Origin of the sequence: Psychrobacter nivimaris (assembly GCF_043419765.1) — a bacterium.
Taxonomy (GTDB): domain Bacteria; phylum Pseudomonadota; class Gammaproteobacteria; order Pseudomonadales; family Moraxellaceae; genus Psychrobacter.
Genome location: NZ_JBHOFX010000004.1, coordinates 194,210 through 209,052 on the forward strand (window position 1 = coordinate 194,210; position 14,843 = coordinate 209,052).

The following is a 14,843-nucleotide window of genomic DNA, read 5'->3' on the forward strand; positions in this document are numbered from 1 at the left end:
TGTTGTTTAGTAGGTGTGTTTCATATTAATAATATAATGTAAGTGAGTCTTATCATGAGCCAACAAAAACAAGAAAAGTCGCTAAAAATACTCGTTATTATGGATCCTATCGAACGGGTTAATTATAAAAAAGACACCAGTCTCGCTATGATGTGGGCCGCTCAAGACCGTGGCCATCAGCTCGGTTATTGTCAGATTCATGACCTGTGGTTGGACCGTGGTCAGTTGATGGTTGATACGCAGCCGCTTACAGTGAAGCGTGATCCTGCAGATTTCTATACATTGGGTGATAAAGGCACAGGGCCAGTGGGCGACTATGACGTGATTTTGATGCGCAAAGATCCACCGTTTGATATGCGCTTTATTTATGCCACTTATATGCTTGACCATGCCAAAGCAGCAGGCGTGCTCGTGGTCAATGATCCACAAGCGATTCGCGACTGTAATGAGAAGCTATTTGCGACGTGGTTTAGCGATTATATGAGCCCAACGATTGTGACTAGCAAACAAGCACACATTCGTAAGTTCATCGCTGAACAACAGGACGTCATCGTCAAGCCACTAGATGGTATGGGCGGCACTGGCATCTTCCGTTTGACTGCTGATAGCCCAAACATCGGAGTGACGTTAGAGATACTGACTGAGCTTGAAACTTTGCCTATCATGGCGCAGCGTTATTTGCCAGAAATCAAAGAGGGCGATAAACGCGTATTAATCGTCGATGGTGTCGTGGTAGATTATAGTTTGGCTCGCATTCCAACCAAAGGCGAGACCCGTGGTAATCTAGCAGCTGGTGGTAGTGGCGTTGCTATGCCATTGACTGATATCGAACGCCAAGTAGCAGAAGTAGTGGCACCAATTGTCAAAGAAAAAGGCCTAATGTTCGTTGGTCTAGACTTGATCGGTGGGCGTATCACTGAGATTAACGTCACTAGTCCAACGTGCGTACGTGAGATTAATGACCAGTGTGGTACAGATATCGCGACCGATTTTATCATGGCGGTTGAGAATAAATTTACTGCGTAGCTTTCGCTATGTTCAGGAACGTTTTGAATTAAAGAATGTTTTGACTACGTAAAACCCATATTTTGAGGTATTGTTAGTCATTGGGTTTTCTTACCGTTTACTAGTATTACACGACGCCAAGCTGTGACCAATCATGGCTTGGATTTTTGTTATTTTTGCTGCATAAAGTACTGTATATAAGACAATGATTTCCTCTATACTATGCGGGCTTTTGCTAGGTCATTATTTTTCATAATTGCTACCGCAGCAGTGAGATAAACCCTTCATATAAATAAAGTAAAGATAGGCAGGCGTTCATGAAAACACCGCATATATTGATGATGGCAGCTGGTACTGGCGGGCATGTTTTTCCAGCGCTTGCAGTGAGCGACGAGTTGACCCAGCGCGGTGCGGTGATTCATTGGTTGGGAACGCCAAACGGTATGGAAAATGGGTTGGTTGAGCCGACGGGTTATCCTTTTCACGCTATTAATATGCAAGGACTTCGTGGCAAAGGCGTTGGTCGATTATTGAAGCTACCAATGACTCTGCTATCCGCGACGATGGCAGCCGTAAAAGTGATTCGCAGTAATCAGATTGATGTGGTCGTTGGGTTCGGTGGTTATGTCACTGCACCTGGCGGTATCGCTGCGCGTATGACTAATACGCCTTTGATCATCCATGAGCAAAATGCCATCGCTGGCATGAGCAACCGCTACCTATCTAAACTGTCGACCAAAACGTTACAAGCGTTCGAGAATACCTTTGCTAATAGTCAGCAAGATGCCAAGCTTGAGACAGTGGGCAATCCTGTGCGTAATGCCATCACTGGTGTCGCAGAGCCAACGGTACGCTACGATGTAAATGACAGTTCACCGCTTAAACTGTTGGTAGTCGGCGGTTCACTTGGCGCTCAGATATTAAATGATACAGTACCAAAAGCGTTAGCATTACTAGATCAACCATTTGAAGTCCTACACCAGTGTGGACGCAACAATGAAGCAGCCACGCAAGCGGCTTATAGCGAGCAAAATCTAAACAACCATCAGTTTACTGTACAGCCTTTTATTGATGATATGGCTGCAGCTTATAACTGGGCAGATATCATCGTTTGCCGCGCAGGTGCATTGACCGTGACGGAAATTCAAAACGTCGGTATCGCCGCTATTTTTGTACCGCTACCGCATGCAGTGGATGACCATCAGACGGCTAATGCGCGCACGTTGACCTCGCATGATGCGGCAATTCTATTGCCGCAGTCAGAGCTAACTGCCAAAAGTCTAAGTGACGAGCTTGGCCTACTCAATCGAGAGAAGTGCTTGGCGATGGCAAAAAAAGGCCATGCATTGGCCAACCGTAGTGCGAGTAAGCAAGTTGCTGACATCATTTGGCAAGCGCTATAGTCTGTAATCTATACCCTTATTTGAATTTACCAAGTTTTATTGACCTTTAATAAAGAGAGATCCTTATGCCTACCTCTGCGAAAGCTCTACCTAAGCGTTTGATTGAAATACCAGAAATGCGCCGCATTCAGCATTTGCATTTTATCGGTATTGGTGGCTCAGGCATGTGCGGTATCGCTGAGGTAATGAACAATCAAGGCTATCAGGTCAGTGGTTCTGACATCGCAGAAAGCTTGGTGACTAAACGGTTACAGCAGATTGGTATTGAGATATCGATTGGCCATGACTCCAAAAACATTGCCAATGCTGACGTCATAGTTGTTTCATCAGCGATTGATCGTAGCAATCCTGAGGTAAAAGCAGCACTTGAAGCTCGCCTGCCAGTGGTACGCCGCGCCGATATGCTTGGTGAGCTAATGCGCTATCGTCATGGTATCGCGGTTGCTGGCGCGCATGGCAAAACGACAACGACGAGTTTGCTCACCACAATGATGGCAGAAGGACAGCTAGATCCTACCTATGTCATCGGCGGTAAGTTAAATGCGTCAGGAAAAAATGCAGCATTGGGTAGCAGCCGTTTCTTGGTAGCAGAGGCTGATGAGTCTGATGCATCGTTCTTGTCATTGCATCCGATGGCCGCGATTGTGACCAACATCGACCAAGACCATATGGAAACCTACGAGAACAGCTTTGATAAATTAAAAGCCGCTTATATCCAATTTCTACAAAATATGCCGTTTTACGGTTTAGCAGTGGTTTGCGGTGACGATCCTGAGCTGTATGCAATGATCGATGATATCGGTCGTCCAGTATTAACCTTTGGTCTTGAGCCGTTCAATGACGTACAAGCTGTAGACTTAGTGACAGAGGGAACCAAAACTCACTTTACCGTATTGCGCCGTGACCGTGAGCCATTACGCCTGACGTTAAACATTCCTGGTACACATAATGTCTATAACGCGCTTGCTGCCATCACGATGGCGACCGATGAAGGCGTTGATGATGCAGCGATTGAGCGTGCTCTGCAAAAATTTGAAGGCGTGGGCCGTCGTTTTGAGCAGCATGCCTCTGTCGATATCGATGATGGCAATGTCTTGTTGATTGATGATTATGGTCATCATCCAAAAGAAGTTGATGCGACCATTAAAGCCGCTCGTCAAAGCTTCCCTGATCGTCGTTTAGTGATGCTATTTCAGCCGCATCGTTATAGCCGTACCCGTGATTGCTACGACGATTTTGTAGAAGTGCTATCGAGCGTTGATGAGCTATTATTATTAGATGTTTATTCAGCAGGTGAGAGTCCGATTACGGGCGCTGATACAAAGTCACTAGCGCGCAGTATCCGTTTGCGCGGTGAAGTTGAACCGACTATCATTGATAAAGACAATCTAGCCCCTGTTATGCAGCGTTTGCTAAAAGCTAACGATATGCTGATTACCCAAGGCGCTGGTAATGTCGGGCAGATTGCTATCGATTTAGCTGCCAATAACCTTTATATTAAGTAAGCTAAAATTTAGGGACGATCCTCATGACAACTGATAATAAAGACAATAATAGCACTCAAAATGCAGCTACCAATGATACATCTTTAGACACGACGACTCATGCAAAAGACGCCAGTCAGTTTGGCAAAGTAGCCGTTATTTATGGCGGCAGTAGCAATGAGCGCAGCGTGTCTTTAGACAGTGGTGCGGCAGTATTGCAAGCGCTCCAAAACCAAGGCGTTGATGCGACTCATTTTGATCCAAAGCACCAAGACATCACTGAGCTACGCAAATATGACCGCGTGTTTAATGTGTTGCATGGTCGTGGCGGCGAAGATGGCCTGCTGCAAGGCGTATTACAGTGGTTTGATATACCGCAAACTGGCTCAGGGATTCTAGCTTCTGCACTAGGCATGGACAAAGTACGTACCAAGCAATTGTGGCAAGGTTGCGGCCTTTCAACTGCACCATTTTCGTTATTGACGGCTGATACTGACTGGCAGCAAGTGGTTAATATGTTAGGTCTGCCACTTATCATTAAACCAGTTCATGAAGGTTCAAGTATTGGAATGACCAAGGTCAATCACCTTGACGAGCTACCTGCCGCTTATGCAACTGCAGTGGAGTGTGGTGATGCAGTGATGGCTGAACGTTGGATTACAGGTCGCGAATTTACGATTGTGATTATCGATGACGAAGCCTATCCAGTTATTCGCCTTGAGCCTGCCGACATTACTAACTTCTATGATTTTGAAGCCAAGTACAATCGCAACGATACCAGTTACTACATCCCCTGTGGATTGAGCGCGGCTGATGAAAAGCACCTGCAAGATTTAAGCCTTGCGGCATTTCGTGCAGTAGATGCAAAAGGCTGGGGGCGTATCGATGCAATGCAAGATGAAGCAGGCAATTTTTGGTTGCTTGAAATCAATACCGTACCAGGTATGACCAGTCACAGTTTGGTTCCGATGGCAGCCAAAGCTCGCGGCCTAGATTTTGATGCACTATGCTGGCACATTTTGGCGCAAACACTATAATTACCAAATCAACTAAATTGAGTAGATAGTGATGACTCTTTGTGTCACTAGAGCTGCTATACCACAGCTTCGTGTAAACTTGTGTAAATTCGCTGCTGCTAGTTGGTGTTTGGCTATTGTTTAACCATAAAATACGTTAATATTGTAAGAATAGGTCTATTTCGGTGATATTTATGTTGTTTTGTGAATACAACTGATAACTTATTCATAATTTAAGAAAAATGTTACGTTTAAATTAACGTAATCGCTGTATATAAGCTATATTTTTAATAAAATTTGATAACATATCGACTTAATAAGCTTCTGCCAAAAATACGCAGATTTATATCAATAAATAGCATGATCAGTTTTATGCAAATATAGGGACAAAGGTCGTTATGGCTCAAACTGTCAACGAGGTAACTGACTTGATGAGTGATAAAGCCGGTCGCCCAAAATCTAAGATCCAAATACCGGCAACGGTAAAGTATTTATTTATGGTACTGGTCTTAGGTTTGCTAGTGCTAATATTAATGATGGGCGGCAAAGCGCTGCGTGATGCACCGCCAGCAAATATTTATGTCAGTAATCAAGGTTTGTCTGCTGCTCAGTATGGCTCATTGCAAGACGTGATGGAACAACAACAAGTAAGTAGCTTCTTTACTTCTGATTTGCAAGCATTGCGAGACATTACGATGGGTTTAGCTTGGGTAGACCAAGTGAGTATCTCTCGTGATTGGCAACGTGGCATCGTCGTCAACGCATTACCCAAACAAGCAGTTGCTAATTTTGGTACAGAACGTTTGGTCGATGCAAAAGGGGCTGTATTTGTTCCTGCTGATAGTAGAGATTTAACACAAGAGCGTTTTGCCACCCTACAAGGCGAGATGTCTCAAGCACCAGTTATCATGCAACAAATGCAGCAGGTCAATGATTGGTATGCACCGCTTGGTATGCAGGTCGAAGATATCATTCTGTCACCGAGAATGACTTGGTTAATCCGCTTTGACAATGGGCTACGTGTGATTGTCGACAATGAAAATACGGCGCAAAAACTACTGAATTTAAGCCAACTGCTTGGCAATCAGTTACGTACGCGTCGAGATGAAATGCAGTCTGTAGATTTACGATACAAAAATGGCTTTACCATTGCTTGGAACGTGACACAGAGTGCTGAAGCAGAATAGCCTAAGTAAGCATTACATCTATACATAACCGATATGAGCTAATATGGTTTATTTAGTTTGAAGAAAATATGTACAACATCATAGCGTATTAGTAACGCTTTTTTTAATGATTCAATAGAAGAGCATTACTTGCTCTTCTATTTAGCGATAATTTGTCTGGTACCATGAAAAATAATGAAAATCTGGTTGTTGTCCATCTAAGTGCCACGGCAGTATATGTCGTCATAGGCAATGTTGTCTCTGCAAAAGACATTCGTATTTTGGGCGTAGGACAAGTTAAAAACAGCGATTTTTATCAAGGTCAAATAAAGCATCGTGAACGTCTGCAAGGTGCTATTAAGCAAGCCATTCAAGAAGCAGAAGACACCGCTAACTGCCGTGTGCACAGTGTTTGGTTAACGCTTGCGACCCCTGAGCTATCCAGCAAAAACAGTGCTGGAGAGGTCAAAGTAGAAGATGAAGTCGTACGTGCCAAAGATATGGTACAAGCATTGGCCAATGCAAAATCGCGTGATTTATCATCTGATTATTATTTGATGCATTGCTGTCAGCAAGGTATCTATGTCGATGAGCAAGACTTTATGGTGGATGATGTCATCGAAATGATGGCACACAATATCACCGTGATGTACCACATGATGATGATGCCTGTTGCCAGCCGTCAGAATATCCAAAAACTATTGCAAAGTTGTGACGTCGGCATTGATCATATTGTTTTCGATGCAGTGACCAGTGCTGAGTATAGTTTGATGACTGAGGAACGCCAACAAGGGGTTTGCCTAGTAGATATTGGCGCTAGTACGACCAGCATCTGTGTGTATAAAGAAAATAAGCTGATTTTTACACATTGTATAGCAACGGGCAGTCATGAAGTGACAATGGATATTTCAGCTGATTTTGGTATTTCCATGATTGAAGCTGAAAAGCTGAAGAAGTCTCATGGTACAGCTGATGTTAATAGTGTCGATCCAAGCGCCTTCTTTTTGTTCAAGCCTCAAGGCTCGGGCGACGAAATTAATATTGGTATCTATAACTTGGCACGTATTATTGAAGCTCGTTACGTTCAGATATTTACTGAAGTAGCGCGTCAATTACACGAAGCAGGTTTGATAGGCTATATCGATAAAGGGATTGTGTTGACTGGCGGCGGTAGTACGATTAAAGGTATGATACCCTTTGCCAAAAAGCTACTAAAAATGCCTGTCGTACTAACAAACACCCATCCTGCTATCAGCGCTTATAATCATTTTGATAATGATGAGTCATTTAAGCTATTAAATAGTCAAGTGAATGACCGTGCTTATCAGACAGCTTTTGGCACATTGCTATATAGTCAAAGTGAGCAATTCCGCCGTAGCGAAAAAAGCGAACCTGAAGCGATTCAAAACAATCGAGTATCAGGTGTATTTCGGAGTGCGGGTCAACGGTTTGCAAATGTTTTAAAGAAAATACTATAGACCTGTTTAACAGAATATCTAGAGCATCCATACGTTATGGAATGTCTCTAAATTAGTTAAGCAAAAAAATAAAGTAATATTGCGAATAAATTCGTTTTAAAAATAAAGTATTAAGTAATAATGACATATTATTGTCTATACTGATCGATTTTAGCCATACCCCGTTTTATTTAAATACATTTATATATAGTATGTCGATAGCGCGCCACATGAGTGCGTTACTATGTATCGACTTACACGCTATCTGCAACTGGAGAATCTTTTTTATGTCAAAATACACCATGCCAGATGATAATCAGCTTCAAAACAATGGCCAAGCAAGCTTCACTGTATTCGGTGTTGGTGGCGGCGGCGGTAATGCAGTTGAACATATGGTACAGCAAGGCATCAGAGGTGTAACGTTCGTTTGTGCCAATACAGATAAACAAGCGCTAGATCGTCTTACTGCACCGCACAAACTGCAATTAGGTGCAAAAACGAACCGTGGTCTAGGGGCAGGCGCAAATCCAGAAGTGGGTCGTGAAGCAGCAGAGAGCGAAGAAGAAGCGATTCGCGCATTGCTTGAGCACTCGGATATGGTATTTATCACTGCTGGTATGGGTGGCGGTACTGGTACAGGCGCAGCGCCAGTTGTTGCTCGTATTGCGAAAGAAATGGAAGTGCTGACAGTTGCGGTTGTGACCACGCCATTCAAATTCGAAGGTGGTAAGCGTATCAAAGCTGCTAAAGCAGGTATTGAGCAGCTGACTAACTTTGTCGACTCAATTATCACGATTCCAAATGATAAATTAATGAGTGTATACGGCAACATCTCTATGCAAGATGCTTTCAAAAAAGCGGATGATGTATTGCTGCATGCTGTTCAAGGTATTGCGGAAACCATTGCTAGCGAAGGTATGATCAACATCGACTTTAACGATATCCGTACGGCAATGACTGCGAAAGGTCATGCGATGATGGGTATTGGCCGTGCCAGCGGTGATGATCGTGCGCGTCAAGCGACTGAAAAAGCCATCAGATCACCACTACTTGATGATTTGCGTTTAGAAAATGCAAAAGGCCTATTGGTTAACGTTATTTCTTCAGAATCATTGTCACTAGATGAGATGAGCAAAATCAGTGCAATAGTCGAAGAAATTACTGACATCGACGACGCTCACATTTTCTACGGTTCTGTGATTGATGAAAAAATGGGTGACGACTTACATGTAACCGTTATCGCAACTGGCTTAACGTTAGATGAGAATGCTGGACAAGAGCCAGAAGTAGTAGAGCAGCCAGTACCTTCTGTTAATAGCACGCAACCTGTTGATCCTAATGTGCATACCAGCGCTTTAAATAGTCAGAAGCAGTCTCAAGCTCAGCAGTATCAAGATAGCGTTGCACGTCCTAGTGCAAGTGCACCTCAAGAGCAGCCTAAGACGAAAACAAACAGTATTCAAGACTATTTAAAGCGTCAACAGAATAAATAGTACTTCTAATTTACTGTGAGTAAGAAAAAGCCAGCGTTTTAACGCTGGTTTTTTTGTATTTAAGGAAAAATGAAACGTCTTGTATAAGAAAAATTATGACAATTTTCTATGTAATCTATATGTATATGATTGTCGAAACGTATATGAGCCTCGTTGTTTTATAGCATTAGGTAGGCCATATAAAGTAAAAATCAGCAATAGAATATTGACGATAAGTGTTATCAATCAAGGAGATAAGAAAATTAGCGCTTTTTATATATAGCGAATAAGGGGTCGGTAATGGTACACTATGTCAATTGTAACAAAATATGTGAGAAGACAACCATGAACCAAAGAACCATAAAAACAGCAATAGCCGTTACGGGTACTGGTCTACATAGTGGTCAGCCTGTTGACTTGGAGTTTCATCCACAGCCGATTGACACTGGTATTGTTTTCGAGCGCTCTGATATAGAAGGTAGTCAACCAATTCCAGCGAGTGCGTTTTTAGTACAAGACACGATGATGTCATCGAACTTAGTGTTTGGTGGTACGCGAGTGGGCACGGTTGAGCATCTGCTTAGTGCCATCGCTGGTCTAGGAGTAGACAATCTGTTAGTTCGGGTCTCTGCTTCAGAGATACCAATTATGGATGGTAGCGCTGCGCCTTTCGTTGCGCTCTTACTAGATGCAGGATTTTGTGAGCAAGAAGCGGCCAAAAAGTTTATTAAAATTATACGTCCAGTACGAGTAAAGCTAGAAGATAAGTGGGCAGAGCTACGTCCTTATGAAGGGTATGAATTAAATTTCGAAATTGATTTTGATCATCCTGCGTTTGATAAGAACTTTCAGCATGCACAGTTGCAGTTCTCTACACAGAACTTTATCGAACAATTAAGCACTGCGCGTACTTTTGGATTTTTACGTGATATAGAAGCGCTACGTCAAAATAACCTAGCATTAGGTGGCAGTATGGAAAACGCCATCGTTATCGATGATGCCAACATACTTAATGCAGAAGGCTTACGTTTTAACGATGAGTTTGTCCGTCATAAAATCTTAGATGCTTTGGGAGATTTGCATCTGATTGGCTACCCAATTTTAGGTCGTTTTAACGCCTATAAGTCTGGTCATGCTCTAAATAATTTATTAGTACGTGAAATACTATCTGACGAAGATAACTTTGAAATTGTAACTTTTGATGACAATGTAACCTGTCCTATCGAGTATTTACCACTTAGTGATTTGGTTATTGAAGGATAAATACAGGAATATACAGGAAGTATCGAAACATTTACGCAATATTACATAGGAAGCCCATAATTACATTTATATAATATGCTATATTTTGAATATATTATCTATATGATTATATGAATTTTCTGTTAAGGCATGTAATACAAAAGCTGTAGATGGTTTTTAAATCCTTCGTTATCTATATCCATAATCTGGATGTAGCTAACGAAGGATTTTTTTTATCTGATACATTACAAAAATCCATCTTTATCAATGCCATCACCTGCTCTTATTTACATAACTTTACATTTAATGGTCAGTATTTTTAATGATTAATCAAACGCAAAAGAGCTTTTTTGAGATTTTCATCAGTGGTGACATGCTCTGCGGCCTGTGATATAGTCCGTTTTGTGTTCTGGCTAAGCGCCTGATTTTCATTGGCTTTACGAGAATTTGGTAAGTGCAGTGATGATGTTGATGATTGTTTAGATGAATAATTATCAGTAGAGTTTTTAGCCACAACGACGCGAATTTGCTTGAGTTGTTTAAATGTAATTGACTGCTCTGTTAGTATTTGCAAATACGAGCTATGTAAATAGCGAATATGATTTGCTGCTGTCATTGAGCTAACACTTAATATCAACTGCTCAGGTGATAAGCCTACAACCCAACAGGTATTGAGTATTTCTTCAGGTAGACAGTCTACCAATAGCTCTTTTATCTCGTTGGTTGCTTCTATATATAGTCGCATGTTGTTAGCAAGGGTTTGAGGTAGCGCGCTACCAGCAAATGCTTGATGATCTATAAGCTGGGCAAGCCGATTAGGCTGTTTTTTTGACATCGTAAGTACTCATCTAATAGGTGACAAACTCGATACTCATAACAGACATGCTAAAAGCAATATATAGCAGATGGCTTATAAGATAGTTGACTAGGTGGGAAGTACTACTGGCACTAGTCACTATTTGAAAAGAATGAACCGTTGTAATAGGGATTTTATCACGTCTATTTGATGATTATATCCTCTAAATTAATTGATGCTTCGTTACGGATGACGAGTAGACTTGTATTAACAATAGGTAGTAAATTTATGAAACAAGCTTTATTAATTTTGTCAGTATTGGGAATGGGTATCGCACAGACGAGTGGTGCTGCCGAAACAACCTTTCAACCAAATAATACCTTGAGTCATACCATCACAAATATTTCTACTTCTGCGAACTATGGTTCTAGTCGCAACATCTATAGCACTAGCAGTGGTGCCCATGTATATAGCAACGATGAGATCAGTCAAGCAATTGACAACCTAAGCGCTCATGCTAAGCAAAAAGAATACCAACTAGCTTCACTGACCAGTCGTTTGTCTTACGAACAGCGTCAGCAGCAAGCAAGCCGTGTACCTGACCGCAACTCTGCTCCTGCTATTGCAGCAGCAAATGCATCTCGCGTTGCACTATCTAGAAGCTCTGGCTACTGTGCTCGCTATGTACGTAAAGCATTACAATCAGCAGGTTACGAATTTACGCCTAACCCTTCAGCCTATCAGTACGCCTCTCGTGGCACGCTAGCCCAAGCCGGCTTTACCAAAATCAGTAACGACATGGCACCACAAGTTGGTGATGTCGTTGTCTATAACCGCACGTCAAGCCGTCCACATGGTCATATTCAGATTTTTGATGGCAATGACTGGGTATCTGACTTCCGTCAAAATAGCATTAGCCCTTATAGCGGTACATACAGCTATACGACATGGCGTGATTCGCAGTATGTTGATGATGCATCAGATCGTGGTATCTACCTTGCGATGGCTGACAAATAAAGATCGGTTAAATGAAGTAAGTATCAGTTAAATAAGACTCAAGTTTTCTCCAAACTCAGTAATGCTCTTTATGACATTACTGAGTTTTTTTTGTGCTTTAAACTGGGATGCCTAAGTGAGTACAGCTCATATAACCAAATCAAAGCTCAAATTTTGGCCAATAATCACGATTGTGAAAATCAGGCGGAGAGGCATGGCCCGAGGCAAAGTATAAGTCAGTTTTGCCAAACCATAAGATGACACAAGGATGTATTTGTTCGATCCTCATGTTTGCAATAGCGTATTGTTGATTCGGTAGTTGAGTTATAGGCAGGCTAAAGCTGCGCTCATAACGAAAGGCTGTCTGCGCTACCATTGGAGTGCTAGATAACGGGTTCTCCCCTGATATATCTGCTAGCTCTTTACAGTTATGCCAATTAATAGATGCGCATGTGGTTCCGTCGGTCTCGTACAACGGTACTGGCGGTAGTGTCACAGGGTTACGATAGTTCTCAAATTGATAGAGTGCATAGCGGCCGTCAGGGCTAGTATTGATCTCTATATAAGCGGTTGCTTGCTGAAGTGGTATCTTGTGAGGTTCGGTCTGGTCAGATGCTACGACATCTTCACCATCAGTCTTACAGCGCACAATCTTGCTGCCAGCAATAAAACATTCAAGGCAGGTTTCTTCCCATAGGTAATCAGTGAAATTTACTTGAGTTTGTTGCCATGTTGGCCAATTGAATTGATTGGCTAGAATTTGGCTAGGCAGAGTCACTTGATAGGTCAGCACTAGTTGCAAAGCTGGTTGCTGGATGATCTCTGCACTTACTTTGATAGAGATATTCTCAAGCTCTTCTATAGACACGCCTAATTCCTGAGCATCTTTCGCTATCGTCTCGGTGGCTAGACGGAGGTTAAAAGCTTGTTTCATTATAAGTACATCTCGACGGTAATAATAAAGAGGTGATAGTGACAAGAGAAATTATACTGATTCAGGGAACTAATACTATATGTTAAGTATAACCGAGACTATCGGAGAACATAAAAGCCGCGAGCAAGATGCGTCGCGGCCTTTGTATTTCATTATCGTTTGGCTATGATATAAGTGAACATAAAACCCAGTCACTTAATGCCAGTCTATCATGACATATTACTGCGCGTGACGTGCTAGGTTAGACAGTTTTGGGTTGGCATTTGGGTTTTTGCGTAGTAATAATGCCATACGACCAATAGAATGAACCAAAGATGCATTAGCCGCTTTAGCAAGTTCAGCGCCAACGATGTCACGCTCTTCTTTCGTGCCAGCAGGCAATTTCACTTTGATAAGCTCATGATCTGTTAGCGCGCGATCGATTTCTTCAGTGATGGTTGGAGTAATACCCTTGTTGCCGATCATAACGATAGGCTTTAGCTCGTGACCGATGCCTTTTAGACGTTTGATGGTAGCGTTATCGAGTTGCATAGAATTCCTAAGTGTTGGTAAAAATAAAAATGGTACTGTCAAAAACAGTTATTGATCATTATAGATAATCTGTGACCATCTTGCATGAGATCAGCAGGATTTTGCACGATTTTACGTGACGAAAATGTTAAACTGAATGTTTGGTACATTATAAACGCTACTGCCTTATAAAACAGTTATTTAACCAATAGAATTTGGTCAGTTTGCAACCAACCATGAATAAAAAATCTGATTAACACCGTATTTAGAATAATCCGCAACGGATTAATATCAGTTTGTAAGTGATAGAGCAATTAAAGCAGCTAGATTTAGTAAAGCAATAGGAGCAGGTATTTTGGCCACGCGTATCGAAAACAAAAAACTATCAAAGAGCAGCAGTGCTTGGATGAAAGAGCATATTGACGATCATTATGTGCAAAAAGCTCAAAAAGATGGCTACCGTGCCCGTGCCGCTTATAAATTATTAGAGATTAATGAAAAAACCAACCTAATCAAAAAAGGCATGACGGTCGTGGACTTGGGCAGTGCGCCTGGTAGCTGGTCACAAGTCGCTAGTCGATTGGTAGGTGACGATGGTATCTTGATTGCCTCTGATATTTTGGCCATGGATACCTTGCCTGATGTGACTTTCATTCAAGGTGATTTTCGTGAAGCTGAAGTGTTTGATGCCATTATGGCAGAAGTGGGTGATAGACAAGTCGACGTGGTATTGTCTGACATGGCACCCAATACTGCGGGAAATAGCGCTATCGATCAGCCACGTATGATGTACTTATGTGAGCTGGCTGTAGACTTCGCGCTCGCAACCTTACCAGAAGGTGGCGCACTTATTATGAAAGTGTTTCAAGGTGAGGGTACACAAGAATTACGCAAGCAGATGCAGCAGGATTTTAGTAAGATTCGTAGTATAAAGCCAGGTGCGTCACGACCACGCTCAAAAGAGATGTTTTGGATAGCGATTAAATAGTTTTAACATCAATAGGTTGCTGCTCTTGTAAGCGTGAGGGTAAACCACCATGAAGTGTTATTATCGCGATATAAAAGCTGCGTCAATTGTTAAATGAATAATCGTAAAACCTGCTTGAATTATGCGGGTTAGCACCACATATCATGGTATATTACCTTTGTTTTTAGCATACGTTTTAGGCAAAGTCGTCTGATAATAAGCGTTTTACAAGTTCAGTGATCGTATATCTATGTTTATCTCATAATGATTATTTATAAAAACAATTTTTAGGCTACCTATAAATCATATAAGTTTAATTTAGCAGTTTTTTATTATCGGGATATTCGTTAAAAATGAGCAATACGTTTATAGACGTCACGTGTTTAATAAACACA

General features: G+C 41.9%; 13 protein-coding genes. 10 read left to right on the forward strand and 3 right to left on the reverse strand.

Features of this window, described 5'->3' with window-relative positions; genetic code table 11:
- The first annotated feature begins 54 nt into the window (after positions 1 to 54).
- The 8 genes from gshB (at position 55) to lpxC (ending at position 10,266) form a co-directional block, all read left to right on the forward strand.
- Positions 55 to 1,026, forward strand: coding sequence for a glutathione synthase (gene gshB / locus ACHEVO_RS10290; RefSeq protein WP_394124845.1), 972 nt, complete (start codon positions 55 to 57; stop codon positions 1,024 to 1,026).
- Between the two features lie 296 nt (positions 1,027 to 1,322).
- Positions 1,323 to 2,408 (forward strand): undecaprenyldiphospho-muramoylpentapeptide beta-N-acetylglucosaminyltransferase, encoded by a 1,086-nt coding sequence (gene murG / locus ACHEVO_RS10295; RefSeq protein ID WP_394124846.1) that lies wholly within the window; start codon positions 1,323 to 1,325, stop codon positions 2,406 to 2,408.
- 65 nt (positions 2,409 to 2,473) lie between these two features.
- Positions 2,474 to 3,913, forward strand: a complete 1,440-nt coding sequence (gene murC / locus ACHEVO_RS10300) for a UDP-N-acetylmuramate--L-alanine ligase (protein WP_101205772.1) — start codon at positions 2,474 to 2,476, stop codon at positions 3,911 to 3,913.
- A gap of 23 nt (positions 3,914 to 3,936) precedes the next feature.
- Positions 3,937 to 4,929 (forward strand): D-alanine--D-alanine ligase, encoded by a 993-nt coding sequence (locus ACHEVO_RS10305; protein WP_394124847.1) that lies wholly within the window; start codon positions 3,937 to 3,939, stop codon positions 4,927 to 4,929.
- Between the two features lie 377 nt (positions 4,930 to 5,306).
- On the forward strand, positions 5,307 to 6,095 hold the full coding sequence (locus ACHEVO_RS10310) for a cell division protein FtsQ/DivIB (protein ID WP_341610248.1): 789 nt from the start codon (positions 5,307 to 5,309) through the stop codon (positions 6,093 to 6,095).
- Positions 6,096 to 6,259: 164 nt separating this feature from the next.
- Positions 6,260 to 7,552 carry a cell division protein FtsA gene (gene ftsA, locus ACHEVO_RS10315; RefSeq protein ID WP_057761435.1) on the forward strand — a complete coding sequence of 431 codons (1,293 nt, stop codon included), beginning with the start codon at positions 6,260 to 6,262 and terminating at the stop codon, positions 7,550 to 7,552.
- A gap of 266 nt (positions 7,553 to 7,818) precedes the next feature.
- A complete protein-coding gene (ftsZ, locus tag ACHEVO_RS10320) occupies positions 7,819 to 9,024 on the forward strand; it encodes a cell division protein FtsZ (protein WP_057761433.1) in 1,206 nt (401 codons plus the stop codon).
- A gap of 324 nt (positions 9,025 to 9,348) precedes the next feature.
- A complete protein-coding gene (lpxC, locus tag ACHEVO_RS10325) occupies positions 9,349 to 10,266 on the forward strand; it encodes a UDP-3-O-acyl-N-acetylglucosamine deacetylase (RefSeq protein WP_057762614.1) in 918 nt (305 codons plus the stop codon).
- 298 nt (positions 10,267 to 10,564) lie between these two features.
- Here the strand turns inward: lpxC and ACHEVO_RS10330 are convergent, their stop codons facing one another.
- Positions 10,565 to 11,080: a hypothetical protein gene (locus ACHEVO_RS10330; RefSeq protein WP_394124848.1), complete on the reverse strand. Its 516-nt coding sequence runs from the start codon at positions 11,078 to 11,080 to the stop codon at positions 10,565 to 10,567.
- 249 nt (positions 11,081 to 11,329) lie between these two features.
- On the opposite strand from ACHEVO_RS10330, the gene ACHEVO_RS10335 reads away from it, so the two are divergent.
- Complete coding sequence (locus ACHEVO_RS10335) at positions 11,330 to 12,058, forward strand: CHAP domain-containing protein (protein ID WP_102092767.1); 729 nt, start codon at positions 11,330 to 11,332, stop codon at positions 12,056 to 12,058.
- A gap of 139 nt (positions 12,059 to 12,197) precedes the next feature.
- Here the strand turns inward: ACHEVO_RS10335 and ACHEVO_RS10340 are convergent, their stop codons facing one another.
- Complete coding sequence (locus ACHEVO_RS10340) at positions 12,198 to 12,971, reverse strand: hypothetical protein (RefSeq protein ID WP_394124849.1); 774 nt, start codon at positions 12,969 to 12,971, stop codon at positions 12,198 to 12,200.
- A 219-nt stretch (positions 12,972 to 13,190) separates the two neighbouring features.
- Positions 13,191 to 13,502 carry a YhbY family RNA-binding protein gene (locus tag ACHEVO_RS10345; RefSeq protein WP_057761426.1) on the reverse strand — a complete coding sequence of 104 codons (312 nt, stop codon included), beginning with the start codon at positions 13,500 to 13,502 and terminating at the stop codon, positions 13,191 to 13,193.
- Between the two features lie 334 nt (positions 13,503 to 13,836).
- Here ACHEVO_RS10345 and ACHEVO_RS10350 point away from each other — a divergent pair, with 334 nt between their 5' ends.
- A complete protein-coding gene (locus ACHEVO_RS10350) occupies positions 13,837 to 14,469 on the forward strand; it encodes an RlmE family RNA methyltransferase (protein ID WP_394124850.1) in 633 nt (210 codons plus the stop codon).
- Positions 14,470 to 14,843 lie beyond the last annotated feature (374 nt).